Annotated in this window: 16 protein-coding genes and 1 pseudogene; 5 read left to right on the forward strand and 12 right to left on the reverse strand. The window is 66.1% G+C overall.

Annotation, left to right across the window (positions count from 1 at the left end; genetic code table 11):
- From ACWDPV_RS02645 to ACWDPV_RS02655, 3 genes are read left to right on the forward strand one after another with little or no spacing between them, the layout of a single operon-like run.
- On the forward strand, positions 1–960 hold the full coding sequence (locus ACWDPV_RS02645) for a CoA transferase subunit A (protein WP_449741641.1): 960 nt from the start codon (positions 1–3) through the stop codon (positions 958–960).
- Positions 957–1,739, forward strand: a complete 783-nt coding sequence (locus ACWDPV_RS02650) for a CoA-transferase subunit beta (RefSeq protein WP_449741642.1) — start codon at positions 957–959, stop codon at positions 1,737–1,739. The genes ACWDPV_RS02645 and ACWDPV_RS02650 overlap by 4 nt, the downstream gene beginning before the upstream one ends.
- Entirely contained in the window at positions 1,736–2,827 is a 1,092-nt protein-coding gene (locus ACWDPV_RS02655) for an NAD(P)H-dependent flavin oxidoreductase (protein WP_348810099.1), read from the forward strand. Before ACWDPV_RS02650 ends, ACWDPV_RS02655 begins: the two co-directional genes overlap by 4 nt.
- 36 nt (positions 2,828–2,863) lie before the next feature.
- Here ACWDPV_RS02655 and ACWDPV_RS02660 read toward each other — a convergent pair whose 3' ends face one another.
- Positions 2,864–3,430, reverse strand: coding sequence for a TetR/AcrR family transcriptional regulator (locus ACWDPV_RS02660; RefSeq protein WP_348810100.1), 567 nt, complete (start codon positions 3,428–3,430; stop codon positions 2,864–2,866).
- Positions 3,431–3,472: 42 nt separating this feature from the next.
- Between ACWDPV_RS02660 and zapE the strand changes: the two genes are divergently transcribed.
- Positions 3,473–4,447, forward strand: a complete 975-nt coding sequence (zapE, locus tag ACWDPV_RS02665; protein ID WP_449741643.1) for a cell division protein ZapE — start codon at positions 3,473–3,475, stop codon at positions 4,445–4,447.
- A gap of 190 nt (positions 4,448–4,637) precedes the next feature.
- Here the strand turns inward: zapE and ACWDPV_RS02670 are convergent, their stop codons facing one another.
- The 10 genes and pseudogenes from ACWDPV_RS02670 to ACWDPV_RS02715 form a co-directional block, all read right to left on the reverse strand.
- On the reverse strand, positions 4,638–5,681 hold the full coding sequence (locus tag ACWDPV_RS02670; RefSeq protein WP_449741644.1) for a TY-Chap domain-containing protein: 1,044 nt from the start codon (positions 5,679–5,681) through the stop codon (positions 4,638–4,640).
- 289 nt (positions 5,682–5,970) lie between these two features.
- Positions 5,971–7,587, reverse strand: a complete 1,617-nt coding sequence (locus tag ACWDPV_RS02675; RefSeq protein WP_449741645.1) for an acyl-CoA synthetase — start codon at positions 7,585–7,587, stop codon at positions 5,971–5,973.
- 76 nt (positions 7,588–7,663) lie between these two features.
- Positions 7,664–8,557, reverse strand: coding sequence for a hypothetical protein (locus tag ACWDPV_RS02680; protein WP_449741646.1), 894 nt, complete (start codon positions 8,555–8,557; stop codon positions 7,664–7,666).
- Between the two features lie 134 nt (positions 8,558–8,691).
- The gene (locus ACWDPV_RS02685; protein ID WP_449741647.1) at positions 8,692–10,512 is read right to left on the reverse strand and encodes an ABC transporter ATP-binding protein; all 1,821 of its coding nucleotides are present in this window, start codon (positions 10,510–10,512) and stop codon (positions 8,692–8,694) included.
- A pseudogene (locus ACWDPV_RS02690) lies at positions 10,509–12,410 on the reverse strand (ABC transporter ATP-binding protein). Before ACWDPV_RS02690 ends, ACWDPV_RS02685 begins: the two are co-directional and overlap by 4 nt.
- A 57-nt stretch (positions 12,411–12,467) precedes the next feature.
- Positions 12,468–13,061, reverse strand: a complete 594-nt coding sequence (locus tag ACWDPV_RS02695; RefSeq protein WP_449741648.1) for a TetR/AcrR family transcriptional regulator — start codon at positions 13,059–13,061, stop codon at positions 12,468–12,470.
- A gap of 61 nt (positions 13,062–13,122) precedes the next feature.
- Positions 13,123–14,628 carry an aldehyde dehydrogenase family protein gene (locus tag ACWDPV_RS02700; RefSeq protein WP_348806567.1) on the reverse strand — a complete coding sequence of 502 codons (1,506 nt, stop codon included), beginning with the start codon at positions 14,626–14,628 and terminating at the stop codon, positions 13,123–13,125.
- 192 nt (positions 14,629–14,820) lie between these two features.
- Complete coding sequence (locus ACWDPV_RS02705; RefSeq protein ID WP_348806566.1) at positions 14,821–15,978, reverse strand: acetyl-CoA C-acetyltransferase; 1,158 nt, start codon at positions 15,976–15,978, stop codon at positions 14,821–14,823.
- Between the two features lie 29 nt (positions 15,979–16,007).
- Positions 16,008–16,838 (reverse strand): SDR family oxidoreductase, encoded by an 831-nt coding sequence (locus ACWDPV_RS02710; RefSeq protein ID WP_348806565.1) that lies wholly within the window; start codon positions 16,836–16,838, stop codon positions 16,008–16,010.
- A complete protein-coding gene (locus ACWDPV_RS02715) occupies positions 16,835–18,100 on the reverse strand; it encodes an acyl-CoA dehydrogenase family protein (protein ID WP_449741649.1) in 1,266 nt (421 codons plus the stop codon). The genes ACWDPV_RS02710 and ACWDPV_RS02715 overlap by 4 nt, the downstream gene beginning before the upstream one ends.
- Before the next feature lie 42 nt (positions 18,101–18,142).
- Here ACWDPV_RS02715 and ACWDPV_RS02720 point away from each other — a divergent pair, with 42 nt between their 5' ends.
- On the forward strand, positions 18,143–19,690 hold the full coding sequence (locus tag ACWDPV_RS02720; protein ID WP_449741650.1) for a FadD3 family acyl-CoA ligase: 1,548 nt from the start codon (positions 18,143–18,145) through the stop codon (positions 19,688–19,690).
- Positions 19,691–19,989: 299 nt separating this feature from the next.
- Here ACWDPV_RS02720 and ACWDPV_RS02725 read toward each other — a convergent pair whose 3' ends face one another.
- Positions 19,990–20,340 carry a DUF4259 domain-containing protein gene (locus ACWDPV_RS02725; RefSeq protein ID WP_449741651.1) on the reverse strand — a complete coding sequence of 117 codons (351 nt, stop codon included), beginning with the start codon at positions 20,338–20,340 and terminating at the stop codon, positions 19,990–19,992.
- Positions 20,341–20,396: the final 56 nt, after the last annotated feature.

The raw sequence follows: 20,396 nt of genomic DNA on the forward strand, positions 1-20,396 counted from the left end.
ATGACGGCGGCACCCGCGATTTCGGCACCCACCACTGCGACACCCACCACTGCGACACCCACTGACAAGACCAGCACCCTCGACGACGTCATCGGCGAACTGCGCGACGGGATGACGATCGGCATCGGCGGCTGGGGATCACGACGCAAACCGATGGCACTGGTCCGGGCCCTCGCCCGCTCCGACGTGAACGACCTCACCGTGGTCACCTACGGCGGACCCGACCTCGGATTGCTGTGCGCCGCAGGCAAGGTCCGCCGCGCCTACTACGGATTCGTCTCGCTGGATTCGGCGCCGTTCTACGATCCGTGGTTCGCCCATGCCCGTACCACCGGTGCGATCGAGGCCCGTGAGATGGATGAGGGCATGGTCAAGTGCGGGCTGCAGGCCGCGGCCGCACGGCTGCCGTTCCTGCCGATCCGGGCCGGACTCGGTTCGGATGTCCTCCCCTTCTGGGAGGGGGAACTCAAGACCGTCGAATCGCCCTACGCCGATGACGACGGCCGCACCCAGACCCTGATCGCCATGCCGGCGCTGCGGCTCGACGCCGCGTTCGTCCATCTCGATCTCGCCGACTCCCGCGGCAACGCCGCCTACACCGGTGTCGATCCGTACATGGATGATCTGTTCTGCGCGGCCGCCACGCGCCGCTACCTGGAGACCGATCAACTCGTCGACACCGAGGTGCTGGTCAAATCGGTTCCCACCCAGAGGTTGTTGCTCAATCGGATGAATGTCGACCGCGTGGTGCACGCACCGAGCGGCGCACATTTCACCTTTGCCGGTGACTACGGACGCGACGAGTCGTTCCAGCGGTTCTACGTCGAATCGGCGAAGGACCCCGAGGCGTGGGCGGCGTTTCATCGTCGCTTCCTCGACGTCGACGAGGCCACATATCAGCGTGAGGTGACCGCATGGCGCACCGAACAGGAGAACGCGAAGCCGGAGGAATCGAAATGACCACCGCGAACACCGCTCCCACCGAGGTCATCGAGGTGACCCGCGCCGAGTACTGCGTCGTCGCCTGTGCCGAGATCTTCCGTGGTGCGGGCGAGATCATGGCCTCCCCAATGGCTCCGACCCCGCTTCTGGGCGCACGCCTGGCGCGGTTGACCTTCGAGCCCGATTTGTTGATCACCGACGGTGAGGCACTGATCTTCGCCGACACCCCGGCCATCGGGAAGACCGGTCCCATCGAGGGCTGGATGCCGTTCTCCAAGGTGTTCGACGTCGTCGCGTCCGGTCGGCGTCATGTGATCATGGGTGCCAACCAGATCGACCGCTTCGGCAACCAGAATCTGTCCGCATTCGGGGCGTTGCAGAAGCCCACGCGGCAGATGTTCGGGGTGCGGGGGGCACCCGGTAACACGATCAACCATCCGACGAGTTACTGGGTACCCCGGCACACGGCGCGGGTGTTCGGCGACTCCGTCGACATCGTCGCCGGAATCGGTTACGACAAAGTCGATCCCGACAACCCTGCCTTCGACGACGTCGACATCCACCGGGTCGTCACCAATCTCGGGGTCTTCGACTTCGGCGGGCCCGATCACACGATGCGCGCCCTGTCGCTGCATCCGGGGGTGAGCGCCGACGAGGTCGCGGAGAACACGTCATTCGAAATCACTGGTCTCGCCGGCGCCCCACCGACCCGCGAGCCGTCGGAGAGCGAGCTCACCCTGATCCGGGATGTGCTCGACCCCAAGGGTGTTCGCCACAAGGAGGTGCCCTCCAGATGAGTGCCGCCGGACGCGCCGCCGCATTGTCGACCCGCTTCACCGACCTCGTCGGCATCGAATATCCGATCGTGCAGACCGGAATGGGCTGGGTGTCGGGGCCGTCGCTGACGTCGGCGACCTCCAACGCCGGCGGGTTGGGTATCCTGGCCTCGGCCACCATGACCTACGACGAACTCGAAGCGGCCATCGCCAAGACGAAGTCGTTGACCGACAAGCCCTTCGGGGTGAACATCCGCGCCGACGCCACCGACGCACCGGCACGCATCGATCTGCTGATCCGCGAGAAGGTGAAGGTGGCGTCATTCGCGCTGGCGCCCAAGCAGGAACTGATCGCCAAACTCAAAGACCACGGGGTGGTGGTCATCCCGTCGATCGGCGCGGCCAAGCACGCCGTCAAGGTGGCGTCCTGGGGTGCCGACGCGGTGATCGTGCAGGGCGGTGAGGGCGGTGGACATACCGGTCCGGTCGCGACCACCCTGCTGTTGCCGTCCGTGCTCGATGCGCTGGCCGCCAACGGTTCGGACATGCCGGTCGTCGCGGCCGGCGGATTCTTCGACGGCCGCGGTCTGGCCGCGGCCCTCGCCTACGGCGCCGAGGGTGTGGCCATGGGCACCCGCTTCCTGCTCACCTCGGATTCGGCGGTGCCCGATGCGGTCAAGCAGGAGTATCTGCATCGCGGACTCGGCGACACCGTCGTGTCGGTGAAGGTCGACGGGATGCCGCACCGCGTCCTGCGCACACCGCTGGTCGACGCCCTGGAGAGCGGCAGCAGCGTCAAAGCCCTGGTGGCAGCGGCACGCAACGCCAACGAGTTCAAGCAACTGACCGGGATGAAGTGGACGACGATGCTGCGCGACGGCCGTGCGATGCGCAGGTCCGGCGAACGCAGCTGGCAACAGATCATCATGGCCGGCAACACCCCGATGCTGCTGCGCGCCGGACTGGTCGAGGGGGACACCAATGCCGGAGTGCTCGCCTCCGGACAGGTCGTCGGCATGATCGACGACCTGCCCAGCTGTGATCAACTCATCCAGTCGATCATGGGTCAGGCGCATGAACGGTTGAAGGCGCTGGGCGCGTTGGGCTGAGCGGTCGGCCTACCGCGGGCACGTCACGACGCGTCTTCATCGTGCACCAAGCCGAGGGAAGACGTCGACGAGCAACGACCGGATGATTCGCCGCCGCGAACGTGCGGCGCGGCGCGCATCCACGCCCTGGGTATGGCTGAAGACAACACCTTCCAGCACTGTGATCAGCTCGCGCGCAGCCACATCCGGCTCGGGCTCGCCGAGCGTCGTGGTGAGTGAGGTGGCCGCCTCCATCGAGAAGAGACAGCCGACCAGCCGTGACCGGACGTCGGTCGGCAGACCGGGTTCCAGCAGGAGTGCCTGGCGAGCGAGAACGTCGCGACGCCGCGTGGTGACGAGGGTGACCGCGTAGTCGGCAATCAGATCGAGTGCCGACTTCCCGGAATCGACACTCTCGAGAAACTCGCGGCGTGATGCGGCGACGAGTCGGTCCGCTGCGGCACCGATGAGAGCGTCCCTGGTGCGGAAGTAGTACGACGTCGACCCCTTCGGCAGGTCGAGGTGACGATCGATCGCCTGATGGGTGAGCGCATGCGTCCCGCCGGACGCGGCGAGTTCGAGAGCGGCGTCGGAGATGAGCAATCGACGGTCGGGACGAGGCATGGATCACAGTGTAATCAAACTCTACGATGATAGAGTTATGGCGTGTTCGACCTCCGTCGACGACGAGCCCCGATCCCCCGGATCGGCCTCGAGGTGTTCGAGTTCGCCTCACGCCGAGACGGTTTCGCACTTGACGCATCTCAGATCCGGGCCGCTCTGGAACTGACCGGCGACGCCGGGCTCTACCTGGTCGGCCCTCCCGGATCGGGCAAGACCTGGCTGATGGACACGTACGTGACCGCACTTGCACCGAAATCCCCACGCCGCGTCCACTGGCACGAGTTCGTCGCGACGCTGCATGTGTTGATCCGCGATCACGGCGGTATCGACGGTGCGATACATCATCTGCTCGCCGGCGTCGCCGTACTGTGTTTCGACGAGGTGCACATCCATGACCGAGCGGACGGGATCTTCCTGCACCGTCTGATGCAGCAGGCGAGCGACATCGGCGTCCCGTTGATCTTCACCTCCAACACCCATCCCGACGACCTGATGCCGCATCCGCTGTTTCATCACGAGTTCCTGCCGACCATCGATCTCATCCATACCACCTGCCGTACAATCGAATTCGACACCGGTGTGGACTACCGTCAGTTCGCCCGCCACGCCACAGGGTTCGCTTCGGGTCGGTGGTTGGTCGCATCGTCGACGCCGGACCGGCACGAACGAGCCCGGGTCACGGTGCGTGGGCGTGCCCTGGCGACTATCGGTAGCGCCGAATCCGGTTCTGTGACCGCGGATTTCGGCGAGATCTGCGGCCGGCCGTTCGGCGCGATCGATTATCTGGAACTTGTGCAACGCCACGACACCTGGATGGTGACCGGCGTTCCGACGCTGGCTTCCGCGGGACGAGAACCGGCACAACGATTCGTGCACCTCGTCGACGTCCTGTACGACCACGACTGTCCCCTGACAATCGTGAGTCCGGTCGATCTGTCACACGTGGGCGCCGGAGCACCTCGCGCGGTGACCGGAGTCCCGCGCCTCTTGAGCAGACTGTCGGCACTACGAACGTGATGCAGATCCGATGACGCCAAGTACCTCACCCGGCGGACATCGGCTGGCCGAGCTTGTTGCGGGATCACCACGGCCGTCACCTCCGGCGGTGCCCGCTCGGCGTGGTCGGCGGTGCCGGCAGCTCACTGCTCGCCCCCGGCGGGGGGTGTCTGACCTCGACACGACCAGCGGCGGCAGAGGAGCCGACCGTTCAGCCTCCGGCTTCCGAGACATGCATGCCGTAGATGGTGAACAGCCCACCACCGAAGGGGCCCTCAGACACGAAGTTGGTACGGCACAACAGCAGACCAGGCGACTCGTCACCGCCGAACTCGGGAAGCACCGCGCCGTAGGCTTTCAGCGTCGCGGCCACCCGCTCCGCGATCATCCGGGAATCGGTCAGCGGATCGGGATGGATGGATGCCCAGTCGGAGTCCGGATAGTTGTTCAGGGTGGTCCAGCCGAGCGCAGTCATCGTCGCGTCGTCGGGGCCGCCCCATCCGCGTGCCGCCTCGGCGAACAGGAAGCCGTCCTCGTCGTCGATGAGGAACCGAACGTAGCGTTCGCCGTGGCCTTCGGGGGCGAAGATGATCGACATGCCGTCGCCGAGGACCCGCAGATCCCGCGCCAGCGTGCGAATCGAGTAACGGATCGAATCCACGAGGTCGGCCCAGTTGGTGACGACCCGTACACCCGGGAACATCATGCCGCCGAGGTTCTCCTGCGGTCCGGGCCCGGTGACCAGCCACAGCGGCGACAGCGGCGCATCATTGGCACCGTCACCGAAGTCGACATTCTTGGACCACTCGTACTCAAACTCCCTGGACGGGTAGAGCGCGAGTTCGATTCGGCCCGAAAGAAACTCGACAGAGTAGGTGGTTCCCGTCGGCCCGTGGTCGGGTCTGCGCCACTGCCGGAAGACGCCGCCGGACATCGAGTCGTAGCCACCGAGCAGTTGGGCCGGCTCGCCGAAGAAGGTTTCGGTGGCGCGCACGCAACGTTCGAGGTCGCCGTTGTCCGCGTGGTCGGCAACCCGCACTGCCAACGCCGTGTACCCATCTCGGCGGTTCGACGACGTCAACGTCGCGCCGAGCCATGGCGGGGTCGTCTCGACCGCCGTGCGGTACGCATCGTCACCGGGGATCCACCACTCCTGGCTGTCCAGGAACCGGCGCACCGGAAACTCCGACCAGTCCCCGAGGTCGGCCGCCGACATCAGCCGCAGCAATCGCACGTAGTTGTCGATGCCGATCATGGTTTCCCCGATTCAATGAGCTCGTGAAAGTCCGCCGACCCGACATCCTGGCATGACACCGGAGCGGTCAGCGCTGACTGTCGGTCATACGATCGACCCTCGTGGCGATCGACCGGTGGGGGTCGACGGTCGAGATGCCGGAGGAATACGTCAGTGTCGCAACACCTGCAGGACGCAACACCTGCACGACAAGGTCATCATCGTCACAGCCGTGGAGTATCCGCCTCTCGGATGTGACGGTGCGTGCCGGCGGCGAGGAATCCTTGCTACTGAGCGGTGCCGAAAGACCTCAGCGCCCGGCGATGTCGTTGTGCTCGCTGCGCAGATCCCTCTTGAGGATCTTCCCGCTGGGATTCTTGGGCAGCGCGTCGGCGAAGACGACGTACTTGGGGCGCTTATACCCGGCGAGGATGGACTCGAGGTGCGCGTCGACGGTCTCCTCGGTCAGCTGTGCACCCTCCTTGGGCACGACGACCGCGGTGACCGCCTCGATCCACTTAGGGTGCGGCACACCGAAAACCGCCACTTCGGCCACCCCGTCGAGCAGATAGATGGCCTCTTCGACCTCGCGGGAGGCGACGTTCTCCCCGCCGGTCTTGATCATGTCCTTCTTGCGGTCGACGACGCTGAGATAGCCGTCCTTGTCGATGATGCCGAGGTCACCGGAGTGGAACCAGCCGCCCGCGAACGCCGCCGCGGTCTTCTCCTCGTCGCGGTAATACCCCAGTGTCGCATGGGGACTGCGGTGCACGATCTCGCCGACCTCGCCGGTGGGCACCGGGTTCCCGTCGTCGTCGACGACCCGGGTCTCGACGTTGAGTGAGGCGCGTCCGGCCGATCCGGCGCGGTCGATCTGTTCGTGTGGCTGCAGAATCGTTGCCAGCGGCGACATCTCGGTCTGTCCGTAGAAGTTCCACAGTTGCACGTCGGGCAGCCGGCGGGACAGTTCACGCAGGACCTCGACCGGCATCGGTGACGCACCGTAATAACCCTTGCGCAACGACGACAGATCCCGGGTGTCGAAATCGGGGTGCCGCAACAGCGAGATCCACACCGTCGGTGGGCAGAACAGTTTGGTGGCGCGCGCCGACTCGATGGTGGCGAGGATCGCTGCCGGGTCGGGTGCGGGCAGGATGATGCTCGTGGCACCGAGGTAGATGTCGGTGGACAGGAAGCAGTCGAGTTGCGCGCAGTGGTACAGCGGCAGCGAGTGGATCTCCACGTCGTCGGCGGTCATGCCGCCGTCGATGATGCACGACACGTACTGCGAGATGAGCGATTTGCTGGACAGCAGAACACCTTTGGGCCGTGACTCGGTGCCCGAGGTGTACATCATCCGCACCGGCTCGTCGTCGCCGATGACCACGCCGACAGCGGTGGCGTCGCCGGAACTCATCCATTCGGTGGCGTCCTGGAAGCCGTCGGGTGCCGGCATGCCGGACAACGCGATCCAGCCCTGGATGTCGATGACCGCGGCGGCCCGGTCGATGGCGTCGATGACCGTCTGACCCAGCGCGTCCTCGACGACGACGCCGCGAGCACCGCTGTGGGACAAGATGAACGCGATCTCGTCGGCGCCGAGGCCGAAGTTGACGGGTACCAGGATGGCGCCGATCCGCGCCGCGGCGAAGTTCAGCACGGCGAACTGCCAGCAGTTGTGGCTGACGAGGGCGAGCCGGTCACCGCGACGCAGGCCGCGTTCGGTCAGGGCGTTGGCGCAGCGGTTCACCGCGGTGTCGAGTTCGGCGAAGGTGAGGATGACCTCGCCGTTGATGATGGCGGTCTTGTCCGGAGTGCGCCGGGCACTGCGGTGCAGGAGCGCGCCGATCGAGTGTTCACGGGCGGTGGCGATCGATGCGGTGGTGGCCTCACTGAAGCCGGTCTCACTGAAATCCGCCGCCATCATGCACTCCCTTGTCGCCAGCTGTTACCGGCATCACAAGTTACTAGGTTGTCCTAGTAAACGACAAGAGGGGCACGGCTCACCGGACCCTCAGGCGTGGGTGCCCGACGGGAATGAGCGCGGTCGGCACGAGCAGCGGGATGCCCCGATGCCGTCGGATGACGGCGAACTCACCGAGGCCGCGAATGTCATGCAGATCGGTTGTGGACACGGCGAACTGGCCACTAGCGCTCCACATGGCGAACTCCGCATCACCGGATGCACTGGCCATCCACATCCCGGGACCGGCCGTCGCGGCACCCATTCGCCGGGCGCGGGACCAAGCGATCCCGATCACGAGCGCCACGCACATCGGTAGAGCGGCCAGGACGAACCAGCTCCGCAGCCATATCGCCAGAGCGATCAGCACTGCGACATACACGCAGGTGACGACGAGGGTTTTCGGCCGGACGAACTGAAACCGCAGCGCCGCAATGGTCATCTGAGTGGCCGAATCCTCGGCGGCCTGCCACCACAACTGCGGTGTCAATCCGCTCGGCGTCGGGGCGAATGAGGGCCGCGGGCCCGTCGCCATGAGTCCGGCCCGTTGGATGGCGAATGACCACAGTTCGTCGATGTGGCCGGGTATCACCGCCGCCGGCAGCGCGAGCACCGCCTCACTGCCGCCGGCGGATCGAATGAAGACGACGCCACCCATCCGCGAGATGGACTCGATCGCAGTGAAGTTCTGGCGACCGTCCCCGAGGGCAGTCGTCAGCGCGAAGCCATCGTCGTCGACGGCCACGTCGATCCGCATGCCGGGCGCCATCAACTGGCGCAGGGCCCGCGACTTCTGCACGTACACCAGCGCCCACAGCGCGATGATGTACACGACAGCCCCGATGGCGATGGCCCACTCGTCCAGTATCGCTGCGGCGAGCAGCGCAGCTCCGACGGTGAGGACTTGCATCCCGACCGTGACGGGCCGAGTCATGGCGCGCAGCGCGACGATCCGCGCCGCCCGTGTGACATCTCCCGGTCGCGCTTCCCAGGAGTATCGCTCGATCACCGCTTTTCTACCCGCCTCGCCGGTACTTCTCCGGCGGCAACACTACCGTCGACGGCGCATCAACCTGCGGTACCCGCGGGTTGAGCGACGCCCATCGTCCATCCGGCCGCCGCGTTGCGCTGTCGCCAGAAGTCGGCGTAGGTCCCGCCGCGGGCCAACAATTCGTCGTGGCGTCCGATGTCCGCGAGGCGCCCGTCAGAGGTCAGCACCACGATCTGGTCGGCGGCGAGGACGGTGGAGATCTTGTGCGCGATCACCAGCACCGTGGATTCTCGGGCCAGTTCCCGGATCGACGCCGCGACATGTGCCTCGTTCTCCGGGTCGAGCGCGCTCGTCGCCTCGTCGAACAGCACGATCGGCGCGTTCTTCACCAGTGCGCGGGCAATCGAGACGCGCTGCCGCTCCCCGCCGGACAGCGCCGAACCGCCTTCGCCCACCCGCGTCTCCCATCCGCCGGGCAGTCGCTCCACGATGGAGTCGACACCCGCGGTGGCGGCCGCCCGACGTATGTCGTCGTCGGTGGCGTCGAGACGACCGATCCGGATGTTCTCCCACAGCGTGTCGTCGAAGAGATACACGTCCTGGAACACCAGCGACAACTGCGCCATCAGTGTCGCGGTGTCCTGATCGCGAACGTCCACGCCGCCGACGCGGACCGTTCCCGCCGTGGCGTCGTAGAAACGGGCGATCAGCCGGGTGGCGGTGGTCTTCCCGGAGCCCGACGGACCGACGAGGGCGGTCATCGACCCGTTCGGAACACTGAAACCGATGTCGCGCAGGACAACCCGTGATCGCGTCGACGCGGTGCCGACGGCGACGTCCGGACCGCTGCCGTCCGGATCACTGCCGTCGGGATCACCGCTGTAGGAGAACGACACATCCACCAACTCGATCGACCCGCGTTCGGTCGGGGCGACCGGCGATGCGGGTTGCGGCATCGCCGGGGTGTGCAGGATGTCGGTGATCCGATCGATCTCCGCGGTGGACATCCGCATCGCCGAACCGAGTTCGGCGAGTTCGGAAATCGGGTCGGTGAAGCGGGCCGCAAGACCGAACACCGCCATCACCAAGGCCGCCTCGATGTCACCAGAGACCGCGAGCGCTGCCCCGACGACGAGGATCGCGGTGAAGACCGCCTGCACCGCGAGGCCGTTGATCAGCAGACCGGTCACCGATCGGCCCATCATCGCCCGACCGATCGAATGCTGTTGCTCGAGTGCGTCTTCCAGTGGCCGGTAGTCGGCACCGGCGCTCCCGAAGGCTCGCAGCGTCGGCTGGTGTCGCGCCACCTCGAGGACCCGGCCGTTCACTGCCACGGCGGTGTCATGGTTGTGCGACTCCGCGTCGGCGATCAGTACGCTGGCACGCGCTCCCACTCCCCAGAGCACCATCGCTCCGACGGCGGCGGTGAGTCCGATCCGCCAGTCGAAGAAGAACAATCCGACCACGACGGTGGCCGATCCGGCGAGGTTGGTGATGATCGGGGTCATCAGGTGTGCTCCGGCGCTTCCGACGAACATCGTTCCCTTGACCGCTATTTGGGAGACCGCCGCCGTCTTGTCTAAAGTGAACCAGCCGAGTGGCAACGTGACCAGATGGTCACCGAGGCGATGATGCAGAGCACGCATCGTGTGTACGGCCATCTGCATGGCGGACAACGATTGCAGGTAGAACGTTACGCAGCACAGTGCGACCACCGGGATGAGGAGCAGCAACCATCCTCCGGCGGTGCGGACGTCGCCGTCGAAGAGTGCGCGGGTGATCGGCACCAAGAGCAGCATCGACACACCCTGGGCCACGCCGTAGGCGACGGCCCAGGCCAGGACCACATACAACCGGCGACGCTCGTCACCGAGGATGGTCAGGTATCCGCGAATCATGCTGTCTCTCCGTCATTCTGTTCGGTCGCCCCGGTATCTTCGGTCGACCCGGCCTCTTCGGTCGATTCGGCACTCTCCGGGACGGCGCCCCGTTGCCAGGCGGCCCACAGCGCGGCGTACGGCCCGCCTGCGGCCAGCAACTGATCATGAGTGCCGCGTTCGGCGATCCGCCCGGATTCGAGCACGACGATCGAGTCGGCATGAGTGATGGAGCCGAGACGATGCGCGATCACCAGGACGGTGCGACCGGCGATCAGGGTTGAAATCGCCTGCTGGATATCGACTTCGGACTCCGGGTCGGCGAATGCCGCGGCCTCGTCCAGGATCAGGATCGGCGCATCACACAGTAACGCGCGTGCGATCGTGACGCGCTGCGCCTCACCGCCGGACAGGTGCGCGTCGACCCCGATCACCGAGTGATATCCGCGCGGTAGGGCGACGATTCGATCGTGGATCCGTCCGGCGCGTGCCGCCGCCTCCACCTCCGCATCCGAGGCATCGGGCCGCCCGAGCCGAATATTCTCCGCCACAGTCAGTTCGAGCAATGCGACATCCTGGAGCACGAATCCCACGTGCCGGTAGAGCACCTCGGGGTCGATGTCGCGCACGTCGACGCCACCGATGGTGACCCGGCCGGCATCGGGATCGACGAAGCGCGGGATGAGTGTCGCGAGAGTGGACTTCCCACTGCCCGAGGGACCGACGACCGCGGTCAGACTCCCGGCGGGCAGCGTGAGGCTCACCTCGCGCAGGGCCGTCACGCCGTTACCTTGCCCTGTATCCGGATAGGTGTAGCTCACGGCGTCGATCACCACCGAGTTATTCTCGGGGACAACGGGATGTGCGGTGATCGGCAGTTCCGGCAACGTCAGCAGGTCCACGATGCGTCCGGCCGCTGCGGCGGCCTGCTGCCGATTGTGCATGGCCATCATTGCGGCCATCAGAGTGCTCGGCAACACCATGGCGATCAGCGTCGCCCCCAGCATGTCGATCGGGGCGACCCATCCCTCGCGGACGAACCAGTATCCACCGCCGAGGTTCACCAGCAGAATCAGCGGCGCCGACAGCATCACACCGGCGAGCGCCTCGATGCGCAGCATCGGGCGGATGTATGCCTCGAAGTCGTCGTTGAATTCGTCTGCGGCGTCGATGAATGCCTGATGTGCGCGTCCGGTGCGTCCGAAGGTCTTGACGACGGCCACCCCGGTCACGAACTCGACGATGGTGGCGCTGATCTTCTCCAGCGACGCATTCATCTTCGCCTATTGTGCGGTGCTGTCGCGAATCATCCAGGCGTAGGCGATCGCGTACAGCGGCAGCGTCGCGATGGCCAGCAGGCCCAGACGCCAGTCGAGAACAAAGAAGTAGATCAGCGCGAAGAGTGGAGTCGCTACGGCCGCAGTCGTTTCCACATCCGCATGCGCGACGAGGTAGTGGAGTTCACCGACATCGTGCTGCACCGTCTTGCGGACGACTCCAGAGGTGTTGGCACTGAACCAGCCCAGCGGGAGGCGTCCGAGTTTGGCGACGATGCGTCGGCGTAGAACCGCCTGCAGGTCGATGTCCGCGTAATGCGTCACCCCGAGCGCGGCGCCACCGAAGAAACCCCGCGCGACGAGCCCTGCGACGACGATCACCACGATCACCCAGACGCGCGACTCATCGACCGGTCGGGGCGCGAGCAGCGTGTGACCGAGTTCGACGACGCCGATGAAGGGCACGACCGTCGCCGCGGACGCGAGGAGTTGCAGCGACTGGCCCAGCCTGACCCGGGATCGGACCGGCGCCAGCAGTTCCCGGAGCGCGCCGGAGTTCTCCCGGGCTCTGGCGTGGGCATCGGTGTCGGCGTCCGGTGCCGTGGCGATCGGACTCGGCGGGGCCTCCGCGGTGGATGTCATACGCGTACGTTAACGCCTACGCGCAACAAAAGGAAGGGTAGCCTAAGTCTCCCTTGCTCAGGTGCGCGGCAGGATCCCGTCGAGCACGACCGACAGGTACTGATCGGCGATCTGCTCGACACCCATGCTGCCGCCCGGGCGATACCACCGCACCGCCACCCACACGGTGTCACGCAGGAAGCGGTAGACGAGTTCGACGTCAAGGTCGGAGCGGAACTCGCCGTCGGCGACACCACGGGTCAGCACCGCATGCCACAGGGTCCGGAACTCGGTGTTGCGTTCTCGGATGTAGGCGAAACGATCTTGTGGCGCAAGCCGTTTGGCCTCGTCCTGATAGATCGCGACGGCGTTGTGGTCGGCGTCGATCGACTCGAAGGAGGCGATCACGAATTGCCGGAGGGTGTCGGCGGCCGAGAGTCCGGCGTCGGCGATCTGCTGGTACCGACCGAACAACGAATCGAGGAAGCCGCGCAGGATCTCGTCGACCATCGATTCCTTGGAGTCGAAATGGTGATACAGACTGCCCGACAGGATGCCGGCGGCGTCGGCGATGTCGCGAACCGTGGTCGAGCGAAGTCCCTGCTCGGCGAACATCGCACTCGCGGTCGTCAGCAGTTCGTCGCGACGGGAAGTACCGTTACGTGGCGCCACCCCCATACCCTAGCAAGCGCTTGGGTATGGGGGTGGCCCAGTCGGTTTCGGCGATCCGGCGCTACTTACGCACCTTCTTCTGCGCACGCTTGTTGAAGAAGCCCCACAGCTTCATCTGTGCGTTGCCCATCTTGGTGTCACGCGGCAGGAACGGCGGCGACATCATCTCGGCCACGGTGAACGGCATCGACGAATATGCCACGGCGCGTGCGTGACTGAACGTGTCGAAGCCGGTCTTGCCGTGGTAGGCACCCATGCCGCTGCGGCCGACGCCACCGAACGGCAGTTCCGCCCCGAACATGTGCAGGGCGAAGTCGTTGCCGTTGATCGACCCCGAGCGGGTGTTGTCGGCGAGACGCTTGAGGTTGTCGTTGTCGTCGCCACACCAGTACATCGTCAGCGGATGCGGGTTGCTCGCGATGTGGTTGATGGCCTCGGTCAGGTCGCGGTACGGGTACACCGACAGGACCGGACCGAAGACCTCGTCGTCGGCGATCTTCATGCCGGCCTTCACCCCGGTGAGCAGGGTCGGCGGGATCTTGCGACGCTCGGCCGACGGCAGCGGCTCGCCACCGGGGATCACCTGACGCTTTTCCGCGCCCAGCGAGACGGCGTCGTCGATCAGGTCGACGATGCGGTCGTAGTTCTTCTGGTTGATCGTGGAGGTGTACTGCGGATTGTCGTAGATGGTCGCGAAATTCGCGGTCCAACGGGCCATCACCTTGTCGGTGAACTCGCCGAGTTTGGCCTCCGGGACGAAGACGTAATCGGGGCAGAGGCAGACCTGGCCGCCGTTGACCATGCGGGCATCGGCGAGCATCTTCGCGGCCTTGTCGATGTCGGCCGAGACGTCGACGACAGCCGGGTTCTTGCCACCGAGTTCAAGGGTGACCGGCACCAGGTTCTTGGCGGCTTCCTGCGCGACGGACTTGCCGACGTCGGGCGAACCGGTGAAGAACATGTGGTCGACAGTGAGCTTCGCGAAATCCGAACCCGACCCATGCTTGGGCGTGATGACGGCGAGTTCCTCGATGGAGAAGTAGTCGGGTGCGTACTTGGCGATCACCGCGGTGGTGCGGGCGGTGATCGACGACGGGCGCATCAGGACGCGGTTACCGGCGGCGAAGGCCGATCCCGCGGGCACGAAGGTGAGCTGCAACGGGAAGTTCCACGGCCCCATGATGCCGACGACACCGAGCGGGTCGTGACGGACGCGCTGCTTGAAGCCCATCAGGCCCTGGACCTTTGCCGACGGCGACTCGGCCATCCATTCCTTGACCCCGCGACGCTGATGGGCAAGGTCGATCATGCAACCCGCGACATCGGAGGCGATGCTGAGTTCCTTGGGTCGCGACCCGAAGTCGACGGTCAGCGCCTCGGCGATCTCGTCACCGTGGTCGAGCAGCAGGGCGGTCAGTCGGGTGATCCGATCGATGCGGGTGTTCGCATCCGGAATGCCGTCGCGCAGGAACGCGGCTCGCTGGATCTCCAGCAGTTCGGTCATCGAGTGCGCCTCCGAGGAGACGTTCCCCTCGATCTTGGTGGACACGTCAGCAGGTTTGGTCATCGCCGCCTCCAGATTGGTCGATCATCAGGCGACGCTCGCGGCGGGCACCGCTGAGACGTTCACGCCCATTCGTTCCACCATAGTATGCGACACATCACAGGCATGTGACTACAGATGTTCTCAGATGGTTCGACGGCGCCCTCACCAGCGTTGACAGCGCTCGCCTCCCCGTTGACGACGACGCTGTCAGTGTCAGCCGAGCCTCTCGATGATCGTGACGTTCGCCGTGCCGCCGCCCTCGCACATGGTCTCCAGTCCGTAGCGACCGCCGGTGCGTTCGAGTTCGTTGAGCAGTGTGGCGAACAGCTTGGCGCCGGTCGCGCCGAGCGGGTGGCCCAGGGCGATGGCGCCGCCGTTCGGATTGACCTTCGCCGGATCGGCACCGGTCTCCTTGAGCCAGGCCAGCACCACCGACGCGAAGGCCTCGTTGATCTCGATGACGTCGATGTCGTCGATGCTCAGCCCGGTCTTCGCCAGCGCGTAGGCGGTGGCCGGGATAGGAGCCGAGAGCATCATCACCGGGTCGTCGCCGCGCACCGACAGGTGATGGATCCGCGCCCGCGGGGTGAGTCCGTACTCTTTCAGTGCCCGTTCGGAGACGACGAGCGCCGCCGACGCGCCGTCGGAGATCTGTGACGCGACGGCAGCGGTGAGCCGTGACCCCTCGGCGAGGGGCGCCAGACCGGCCATCTTCTCCAGTGAGGTCTCGCGCGGGCATTCGTCGACGACACAGTCGCCGAGCGGCACGTTCTCCTTGTCGAAACGACCTTCGGCGATGGCCGTCTTGGCGCGCTGATGCGATTGCAGCGCCCACGCCTCCATGTCCTCGCGGCTGATGTCCCACTTGGACGCGATCGCGTCGGCGCCGGCGAACTGGGAGATCTCGGCATCCCCGAAGCGCTCCCGCCAGCCCGCGGATTCGGCTGTGGGCGTGGTGAATCCGAACTCCTGCCCGGCGATCATGGCCTGGCTGATGGGGATGGCGCTCATGTTCTGGACACCACCGGCGAGGACGACGTCCTGGGTGCCGCTCATCACGCCCTGCGCGGCGAAGTGGATCGCCTGCTGGCTGGAACCGCATTGGCGGTCGACGGTTGTCCCCGGAATGGCCAGTGGTCCACCGGCGGCGAGCCATGCGGTGCGCGCGATGTTGCCGGCCTGCGGGCCGATCGCATCGACGCAGCCGAACACCACATCGTCGACGATCATCGGGTCGATGCCGGTGCGATCGAGGATCGCGGTGATCACATGCGCACCGAGGTCGGCGGGATGGGTCTTGGCGAGGGCGCCATTGCGTCTGCCGACCGGGGTGCGGAGGGCGTCGACGATGTAGGCCTGTGGTGCGGACATCTGTTCTCCTGGTTCGGTTCTGGTTGCGCTCAGGCGCGTTGGCTGGAGATGGAGACCACCTCGCCGGTCAGGTACGTGGTGTAGTCGCTGGCGAGCATCGCGATGGTGGCCGCGACCTCCCAGACCTCCGCGGCGCGGCCGTAGGCCTCGCGGGAGGCGAGTTCGTCGAGAAGGTCGTCACTGGTGACCTTCGCCAGGAACGGGTGCTTGGCGATAGACGGGGCGACGGCGTTGATGCGCACCCCGAAGTCGGCGGCTTCGACTGCGGCACAACGGGTCAGTGCCATCACCCCGGCCTTGGCCGCGGCGTAGTGGGCCTGGCCGCGCTGGGCGCGCCACCCGAGGACGGAGGCGTTGTTGACGATCACGCCGCCGTGTTCGACGGCGCGGAAGTAGCGCAGTGCGGCGCGGGTGGCACGGAAGGTGCCGTTGAGGGTGATGTCGAGGACACGATCCCATTGGTCGTCGGTCATGTCGGCGACCGGCGTCTCACCACCGAGACCGGCATTGTTGACCAGGACGTCGACCCGGCCGAGTTCGTCTGCGGCGCGGGTGATCAGCGCGTCCACCTGGTCGGTGTCGGAGACATCGCACGGCGCTTGGGTGACGGTCTGGTCGGCGAACTCCGCGGCGAGTGCGTCGTGCGCCTCGGCGAGGCGACGTTCGTGCCAGTCGGAGATGAGGACGTCGGCACCCTCGAGTAGTGCGCGGCGGGCGGTGGCGAAACCGATGCCGGTTCCGGCGGCCGCGGTGACAACCACCTTGCGGCCCAACAGGAGTCCGTGCCCGGGCGTCTCCGCCGGCGGATCGGCCAGTGACGATCGGCCGGTCTGGTCGGCCTGGGTGTCGGATACAGTCATGCGCGTGCCTCCCGCGGTAGGCCGAGGACTCGCTCGGCTATGATGTTGCGCTGCACCTCATTCGACCCGCCGTAGATGGTGTCGGCGCGGGTGAACAGGAACAGTCGTTGCCATTCGTCGAGTTCGACGTGTTCGGGGTCGGTGATGTCGTTGGGTCGGCCTTCGACGGTGGCGCCGGGTCCGATGAGCGACGGTGCACCGAGAACGTCCATGCCGAGTGCACCGAGATCGCGATGCCAATTGGCCCACAACAGTTTTGCCACCGACGCCGCACCCGCCTGGGGGACGACGTCACCGTCGAGGGTGCGTTGCGCGTGGGCACGCATCACCTTCAGGCCGATGTCGGCGCGGACCACTCGGGTGGCGATCTCCGGATTATCGATGGCGCCGTTGGTGCGGGCGATCTCGGTGATGGAGTCGAGCTCGCGGGCGAAGCCCACCTGTTGACCGAGCGTGGACACGCCGCGTTCGAACTGCAGAAGTCCCATCGCGACCGACCAACCCTGGCCGGGCTCGCCGACGATGAGATCGGCGTCGGTGACGGCGTCGTCGAAGAAGACCTCGTTGAATTCCGATGTGCCGGTGAGTTGTTGGATGGGCCGGACCGTGATCCCCTGTTGGTCGAGGGGGACCAGCAGGAAGCTCAGTCCATGGTGCCGACTGGAGCCGGGTTCGCTGCGCGCGATGACGAAGACCCACTGTGCGACGTGGGCGAGGGAGGTCCAGATCTTCTGGCCGTTGAGATGCCAGCGCCCGTCGTCGTCGAGTCGCGCCGACGTCGACACGCCCGCGAGGTCCGATCCGGCGCCCGGCTCGGAGTATCCCTGCGCCCAGAGCTCGGTGACGTCGACGATGCCCGGCAGGAGACGCTGCTGCTGCTCGGGAGTTCCGTATTCGATCAGTGTCGGGCCGAGGAGTTCCTCGCCGAGGTGATTGACGCGGGCGGGCGCGTTGGCTCGGGCGTACTCCTGATGGAAGATGATCCGCTGCTCGAGGGTGGCGCCGCGACCGCCGTGGCGGGTCGGCCAGCCCAGGCAGGTCCAGCCGGCGCGAGCGAGGTGCCGGTCCCATTCGAGTCGCTCTGCGAAGAACTCGTGCTCGCTGCCCGGCCCGCCGCGGCCCCGGAGGTCGGCGAAGTCGCCGACGAGGTTCTCGGCCAGCCAGTCGCGGACCGCCTTGGCGAAGATCCTGGTGGCGTCGGGCGTCTGAGCTGCCCATTCGCCCAGGTCCAGAGATCTGTCTGCCAGATTGATCGAGGTCATGATCGCTAGCATAGCCCACCAAGCAAGTGCTAGGTTGGGAGCATGGAGAGCGTCTCGACGACCCCCGCCGCGCTGACGCGGGCCGCCACGTCGTGGCCGGATCGTCCGGCCCTGGTCGACACCCAGTGGAGCACGCCCGTCGCGCTCACGTGGGCACAATTGCGGGAGCGGGTCATCGACGTCGCCGCCGCACTGATCGCGTCGGGCATCCGGCCCGGCGACCGGGTGGCACTGTGGTCACCCAACAGTCATCACTGGCCGGTCGCCGCACTCGGCGTCCATCACGCGGGCGCGGTGCTGGTTCCGTTGAACACGCGCTATACCGCGGGTGAGGCGATCGACGTCATCGAACGGTCCGATGCGCAGGCGGTCTTCGTGTCCGGCGAGTTCCTCGGGGCGGATCACGCCGCGGACCTGATCCGGGACCACGCTGCCGCGCTTCCCCAGGTGGTCGTGCGGATTCCGCTCTCGGCCGGCGCTGAACCCCTCGACAGAGTTCTGGACTGGGACGCCTTCCTGGCCCGCGCCACCGACGAGACCCGGGCGGAGGCACAACACCGGGCCGAAGCGGTTGCGCCCGACGACATCTCCGACGTTCTGTTCACCTCGGGTACGACCGGAAAGTCGAAAGGTGTTCTGGCGGAACATCAGCAGACTCTCGCCGGCTCACATGCCTGGGGTGCCAACGGCCGGCTCTCCCCCGATGACCGCTATCTGATGGTCAACCCGTACTTCCACACCTTCGGCTACAAGGCCGGCATCCTGCCGTGCACCCTGTTCGGCTCGACCATGTATCCGCTGGCCGTCTACTCACCGAGCGAGGCGATGAACCGGATTGCCGCCCATCGCATCACCGTGTTCCCCGGGGCACCGACGATCTTCCAGACCATCCTCGATGATCCTGCCCGCGACGGCCTCGACCTCTCGTCGCTGCGGCTGGTGGTGACCGGTGCGGCCATCGTGCCGGTCGTCCTGATCGAACGGATCCAGGCCGATCTCGGCGTCCACACCGTCATCACCGCGTACGGCCTCACCGAGGCCAGCGGATTCGTCTCGACCTGCACCCCCGATGACGACGACGAGACGGTTGCGAATACCTGCGGCCGGGCGTTTGCGGGTATGGAGATCGCACTATCGGATCAGGGCGAGGTCCTCGCCCGCGGGAAGATGGTGATGCGCGGCTACCTCGACGACGAGCAGGCCACTACCGAGACCATCGACGCCGACGGCTGGTTGCACACCGGCGACATCGGCACCATCGATGGGCGCGGCAACCTCACGATCACCGATCGCCTGAAGGACATGTACATCTGCGGCGGCTTCAACGTCTATCCCGCCGAGATCGAGCAGACCCTCGCCCGACTCGACGGGGTGACCGAATCCGCGGTGATCGGGGTGCCCGACGAGCGTCTCGGCGAGGTGGGGCGGGCCTATCTCACCGTAGGCGATGACGCCGACCTCGACGAGGACCATGTGATCGCCTATGCGCGTGAGCATCTCGCGAACTTCAAGGTGCCGCGCTCGGTGGTGTTCGTCGACGCGTTTCCGCGGAACGCCGCGGGAAAGATCCTCAAACGGGAGTTGACGTGAGCGGGCCGGAAGTGGGGGAAGAACGTTTCCTCCCCCGAAGATCGTTTCGTCGGCAAGAAACTGTTGGGGAATGAAGCAAAGGGTGGGGGAAGAAGATTCCTCCCCCACTTTTGGCGTGTCGGACAGCGAGGCGTTGCTCGATGGAGCCGGGATTGATCCCTTATGCCCGTGCGTATCTCGCATGCCTCACACTGGAGTTGCGGCGAGCGGGGGTGCCGACGAGGAATGCCCACAAACGTCCCGGTGAGGCGACCTCACCGGATATTTCCGGTGAGAACCGCTGACGGGGACGACTTCAGTCATTCGCCAATCAGCCCGGCATACCGGTCGAGCTCGGCGACCAGCGCAGCCCGCTGATCGGCCGGGAACTCCTCGCCCGCACCCATCTCACCGATCTGGTCGTCATAGCACCGCAGAAACGCCACGCGGAGATCACCGGCCGACGGACCGTCACTACCCCACGGCCGAACGGGCGTGCGTTCCATCACCTCGTTGAGCAGGGCCAGGGCACCGAACGCTTCGTCGAAGGTCTCGGCGATCGACGGCGACTCCAGGAACTCGGCGATCGGCTCGGTCAGCTGGTCCACCACGTCACCGACGAAGTCGAGCGCCTTATCGTTGCCGAACGGTCCAGCAGCCCACGTCCCCATGAGTAGCGACGCTACCAATGAGCGTTGGCCGAGCCCTTACGCGTCATCTAGCCGAC

This window comes from Gordonia sp. NPDC003504 (genome assembly GCF_053587995.1).

Bases quoted from the DNA above. Each gene is read 5' to 3' on its own strand.
- ACWDPV_RS02645 (WP_449741641.1), top strand. From the start codon at position 1: ATGACGGCGGCACCCGCGATTTCGGCACCCACCACTGCGACACCCACC.
- ACWDPV_RS02650 (WP_449741642.1), top strand. From the start codon at position 957: ATGACCACCGCGAACACCGCTCCCACCGAGGTCATCGAGGTGACCCGC.
- ACWDPV_RS02655 (WP_348810099.1), top strand. From the start codon at position 1,736: ATGAGTGCCGCCGGACGCGCCGCCGCATTGTCGACCCGCTTCACCGAC.
- ACWDPV_RS02660 (WP_348810100.1), bottom strand. From the start codon at position 3,430: ATGCCTCGTCCCGACCGTCGATTGCTCATCTCCGACGCCGCTCTCGAA.
- ACWDPV_RS02670 (WP_449741644.1), bottom strand. From the start codon at position 5,681: ATGATCGGCATCGACAACTACGTGCGATTGCTGCGGCTGATGTCGGCG.
- ACWDPV_RS02675 (WP_449741645.1), bottom strand. From the start codon at position 7,587: ATGATGGCGGCGGATTTCAGTGAGACCGGCTTCAGTGAGGCCACCACC.
- ACWDPV_RS02680 (WP_449741646.1), bottom strand. From the start codon at position 8,557: ATGACTCGGCCCGTCACGGTCGGGATGCAAGTCCTCACCGTCGGAGCT.
- ACWDPV_RS02685 (WP_449741647.1), bottom strand. From the start codon at position 10,512: ATGATTCGCGGATACCTGACCATCCTCGGTGACGAGCGTCGCCGGTTG.
- ACWDPV_RS02700 (WP_348806567.1), bottom strand. From the start codon at position 14,628: ATGACCAAACCTGCTGACGTGTCCACCAAGATCGAGGGGAACGTCTCC.
- ACWDPV_RS02705 (WP_348806566.1), bottom strand. From the start codon at position 15,978: ATGTCCGCACCACAGGCCTACATCGTCGACGCCCTCCGCACCCCGGTC.
- ACWDPV_RS02710 (WP_348806565.1), bottom strand. From the start codon at position 16,838: ATGACTGTATCCGACACCCAGGCCGACCAGACCGGCCGATCGTCACTG.
- ACWDPV_RS02715 (WP_449741649.1), bottom strand. From the start codon at position 18,100: ATGACCTCGATCAATCTGGCAGACAGATCTCTGGACCTGGGCGAATGG.
- ACWDPV_RS02720 (WP_449741650.1), top strand. From the start codon at position 18,143: ATGGAGAGCGTCTCGACGACCCCCGCCGCGCTGACGCGGGCCGCCACG.
- ACWDPV_RS02725 (WP_449741651.1), bottom strand. From the start codon at position 20,340: ATGGGGACGTGGGCTGCTGGACCGTTCGGCAACGATAAGGCGCTCGAC.